Genomic DNA, 4086 nt, shown 5'->3' with positions numbered 1-4086 from the left:
TCGAGACCTTCCGCTGGCCCTCGGTGAGGGTGAACGGGAGGCGGTCGTCGAAGGCCGCGAGGATGCCGTCCGGCACGGGCACGCGGGGTGCGGCGTCCCCTGGCCCGCCGCTACTTCGCGGCGGCGCGTGACGGCCGGGACAGCAGCACGAGGCTGCGGGCCTCCAGGCGGATCCTGGTCCCGGCCTTGCGCTCGCGTTCGTCGGGAATGCCGTCCTGCTCCGCGGTGTCGATCAGGGTGGTCCAGCGCTCTCCGAAGGTGTGGTCGGGCAGGCGGAAGTCGACCGGCTCCCAGTAGCCGTTGACGAGCAGCAGAAAGGAGTCGTCGACCATGCGGCGGCCGTAGGGGTCCCGTTCGGCGATGGCGTCGCCGTTGAGGAACGCCCCGACCGAGTGCGCGTCGTCGCGTTGCCAGTCCCGGCCGGTCATCTCGCGGGCGTCGGGCCGGAGCCACATCAGGTCGGGCAGCGGCTGTTCGGGCTTGGTCGCGGTCTCCCCGCGGAAGAAGCGCCGGCGGCGCAGCACCGGGTGTGCGGCGCGCAGGGCGATCAGGTGCCGGGTGAACTCCGCGAGGGCCTGCTGCTCCGGCGCGAGTTCCCAGTCGATCCAGGAGATCTCGTTGTCCTGGCAGTAGGCGTTGTTGTTGCCGCGCTGGGTGCGGCCGAGTTCGTCGCCGTGGCAGAGCATCGGGATGCCCTGCGAGAGCAGCAGCGTGGCCAGCAGGTTGCGCTGCTGGCGGGCCCGGAGTTCCAGGACGGCCGGATCGTCGGTGTCGCCCTCCACTCCGCAGTTCCAGGACCGGTTGTGGCTCTCGCCGTCCCGGTTGTCCTCGCCGTTGGCCTCGTTGTGCTTGTCGTTGTACGAGACGAGGTCGCGCAGTGTGAAACCGTCGTGCGCGGTGACGAAGTTGACGCTCGCGCGCGGCCGGCGCCGGCTGTGCTGGTAGATGTCGGAGGAGCCGGTGAGCCGGGAGGCGAACTCGCCGAGCGAACCGGGCTCGGCCCGCCAGAAGTCCCGTACGGCGTCCCGGTACTTGCCGTTCCACTCCGACCACAGCGGCGGGAAGTTGCCCACCTGGTAACCGCCTTCCCCCACGTCCCAGGGTTCGGCGATCAGCTTGACCCGGCTGATCACCGGGTCCTGCTGGATGAGGTCGAAGAACGCGGAGAGCCGGTCCACCTCGTGGAACTGCCGGGCGAGGGTCGCCGCGAGGTCGAAGCGGAAGCCGTCGACGTGCATCTCGGTGACCCAGTACCGCAGCGAGTCCATGATCAGCTGGAGCACGTAGGGGTGCCGCATCAGCAGGCTGTTGCCGGTGCCGGTGGTGTCGTAGTAGTGCCCCCAGTCGCCGTCCACCAGCCGGTAGTAGGAGGCGTTGTCGATGCCGCGCAGGGACAGCGTGGGCCCCATCTCGTTGCCCTCGGCGGTGTGGTTGTAGACCACGTCGAGGATCACTTCGAGACCGGCCGCGTGCAGCGCCTTCACCATGGCCTTGAACTCGTCGACCTGCTGGCCCAGGCTGCCGAAGGCGGCGTAGTCGTTGTGCGGGGCGAAGAAGCCGATGGTGTTGTAGCCCCAGTAGTTGGACAGGCCGCGGTCCTGCAGCACACCGTCCTGGACGAACTGGTGCACCGGCATCAGCTCCACCGCGGTGACGCCGAGCGAGGTCAGGTGCTCGATCACCGAGGGGTGGGCGAGGCCCGCGTAGGTGCCGCGCAGCCGCTCGGGGACGTCCGGGTGGGTGCGGGTCAGGCCCCGGACATGGGCCTCGTAGATCACCGAGTCCGCGTACGGCGTGCGCGGCGGGCGGTCGTCGCCCCAGTCGAAGAACTGGTCGGTGACCACCCCCAGCATGGAATGCCCGGCGCTGTCGGCCGGGGCGGGGCCGTCCGGGGAACGCTCGTACAGGGAGGCGTGGTTGTCGATCTGGCCGTCCACGGCACGGGCGTACGGGTCGAGCAGGAGTTTCGCCGGGTTGCACCGGTGGCCGAGCGAGGGCTGCCAGGGGCCGTGCACCCGGTAGCCGTAGCGCTGGCCGGGGCCGACTCCGGGCAGGTAGCCGTGCCAGACGAAGCCGTCGACCTCGTGCAGCGGGACGGGGGTCCGGCGGCCCGCGTCGTCGACCAGGATCAGCTCGACCCGCTCGGCGACCTCGCTGAACAGGGCGAAGTTGGTGCCCTGTCCGTCGAACGAGGCACCCAACGGGTAGGGGTGCCCGCTCCACACGGGCACCCCTTTGCGTGTCTTGCGGGTGGTCACCGGCTGCCCTCCAGCGCGTCGGTGCGGGTGGACGCGGCGAGTGCGGGCACGTGTGCGGAGCGCGGCACCTTCAGGCCCGTACGCAGACTCGGCGCGGGGGCGAGGGGGACCAGCGGGACGCGCTGGCCGGCGCGGGCACGTTGCGAGAACCAGATGATCTTGCTGCCCGTCTCCGAGGCACAGCAGCCCCAGCCGTCGCTCATCGCGGCGATGTCGGCCAGGCAGGCCCGCAGGTCCTGGTCGGGGCGGAGATCGGGGTCGTCGTCACCGAAGGCGGTGATGAGATGCTGGCCGTTCCACCACATCTCGATCGAGGTGTGCTTGTCGCTGGCGTGCTCGTCGATCGCCCGCAACAGCATTTCCGCGCCGCGGCAGACGGGATCCGTGAGGTTCTCGAGGTCCCAGTAGCGCAAGTGGGCGGCCAGGATGCGGCTGACCTGACTTACCCGTTCCGGGCTGACTTCCACGTCGAGGTGGTAGTAGCAGGGCACTGCGGTCTTCATCGTCGCTTGCTCCTCACCGGCGAAGCTGTCGCTCCCCTCGCCCGTCCGGGAGGGATCCCGGACACATAGCGTGAGCGCTGATCGCTTCTGAGTCACCTCCACGGTGCGGCCACTACGCCATTCGTGCAACACGAGCACCCGACACCAGTAATGGTTGAAGCTCCAACAAGACGCTGCGTCGTCGTCCGTGCACCATGAGTGAAAGCCTCGATCGCCGTAACGGTGCCGCGCCTCCCCGCGCGCGGACACCACCCGACCGCCGGGAACGCGCCCAGTCGAGAGCGTGGAGGGTGAAGAGGGCAATGCTGCTACCCGCCAAGGCCGAAGTGGCCCGGCAGTTGCGGCGTTACCGGGCCTGGGAGCGCGTGATGCTCGCCTCGCCCCACGACCGCACGGTCCGGGCCACCTTCGAGGATGCGGGCTACACGCTCTGCGTCCTGATGGGCAAGCGGTGCGCCCGCGAGGCCGCGGAGGCCGCGGAGCGTTATCTGCGCACCAACCTGGTCACCTACCTGCGCGAGCAGGACGGGCGGCCGAAGTCGCGCCGGGCGGCGAGAAGAGCGCCGCCACCGGAGCGGCGTTCCACGGCGCCAAGCTCTTGACCTGGCACCGTACAAGGCGTTCCCACGGACCGGCGCGGTCGGCCCGTCTCGGATCGCGAAGCCGGGCCGCGTGCCCGGCTTCGCGCACGGCGGAGGTGAGATACATGGGCAGGACCCCGGCCATCGGCCGTGTACCGGTACGTGACGTCCGGCCGTCCGTGGAGTGCGGCAGGCGGCCGGCGAAGGCGGTGGTCGGGGAGACCTTCGAGGTCACGGCCACGGTGTTCCGCGAGGGGCACGATGCCGTGGGCGCCAACGTGGTCCTGCGCGATCCCAACGGCCGTCGCGGCCCCTGGACACCGATGCGGGAGCTGTCCCCGGGCAGCGACCGCTGGGGAGCGGAGATCACCCCGGACGCGACGGGCCGCTGGACGTACCGCGTGGAGGCGTGGAGCCATCCGCTGGCGACCTGGCGGCACACGGCCTCCGTCAAGGTGCCGGCCGGTATCGACACCGGACTGGTCCTGGAGGAGGGCGCGGAGTTGCACGAGCGCGCCGCCGCCGGAGTGCCCAAGGGCCCGGAGCGGAACGTGGTGCTGGCCGCCGCGCGCGCCCTCGGCGACGACTCGCTGTCGGTGCACGACCGCCTGAAGGCGGCGCTGGCCCCGGAGGTGGAGTCGCTGCTGGCCCGGTATCCGCTGCGGGAGCTGGTGACGGCGTCGGACGCGATGCCGTTGCTGGTGGAGCGGGAGCGGGCGTTGTACGGCTCGTGGTACGAGTTCT

General features: G+C 70.6%; 4 protein-coding genes. 2 read left to right on the top strand and 2 right to left on the bottom strand.

Going from position 1 to position 4086, the window contains the following annotated elements:
• Positions 1 to 110: 110 nt before the first annotated feature.
• Both glgX and ABVB68_RS36625 read right to left on the bottom strand, forming a co-directional pair.
• Positions 111 to 2258: a glycogen debranching protein GlgX gene (gene glgX / locus ABVB68_RS36630; protein WP_353605548.1), complete on the bottom strand. Its 2148-nt coding sequence runs from the start codon at positions 2256 to 2258 to the stop codon at positions 111 to 113.
• Entirely contained in the window at positions 2255 to 2761 is a 507-nt protein-coding gene (locus ABVB68_RS36625) for a pep a2 (protein WP_353605547.1), read from the bottom strand. The genes glgX and ABVB68_RS36625 overlap by 4 nt, the downstream gene beginning before the upstream one ends.
• Positions 2762 to 3063: 302 nt before the next feature.
• Between ABVB68_RS36625 and ABVB68_RS36620 the strand changes: the two genes are divergently transcribed.
• Both ABVB68_RS36620 and ABVB68_RS36615 read left to right on the top strand, forming a co-directional pair.
• On the top strand, positions 3064 to 3363 hold the full coding sequence (locus tag ABVB68_RS36620; protein ID WP_353605546.1) for a DUF5133 domain-containing protein: 300 nt from the start codon (positions 3064 to 3066) through the stop codon (positions 3361 to 3363).
• A gap of 104 nt (positions 3364 to 3467) precedes the next feature.
• Positions 3468 to 4086: maltotransferase domain-containing protein (locus ABVB68_RS36615; protein ID WP_353605545.1), on the top strand; the 619-nt coding region annotated here is incomplete at its 3' end.

The sequence above is a fragment of the Streptomyces sp. NPDC096012 genome (assembly GCF_040426375.1).
Lineage (GTDB): Bacteria > Actinomycetota > Actinomycetes > Streptomycetales > Streptomycetaceae > Streptomyces.
Note: the sequence above shows the minus strand (reverse complement) of the source record. Positions and strands in the feature narration are given on the sequence as shown.

Coding starts and splice junctions, on each gene's coding strand:
- ABVB68_RS36620 (WP_353605546.1), top strand. CDS start 3,064: ATGCTGCTACCCGCCAAGGCCGAAGTGGCCCGGCAGTTGCGGCGTTAC.
- ABVB68_RS36625 (WP_353605547.1), bottom strand. CDS start 2,761: ATGAAGACCGCAGTGCCCTGCTACTACCACCTCGACGTGGAAGTCAGC.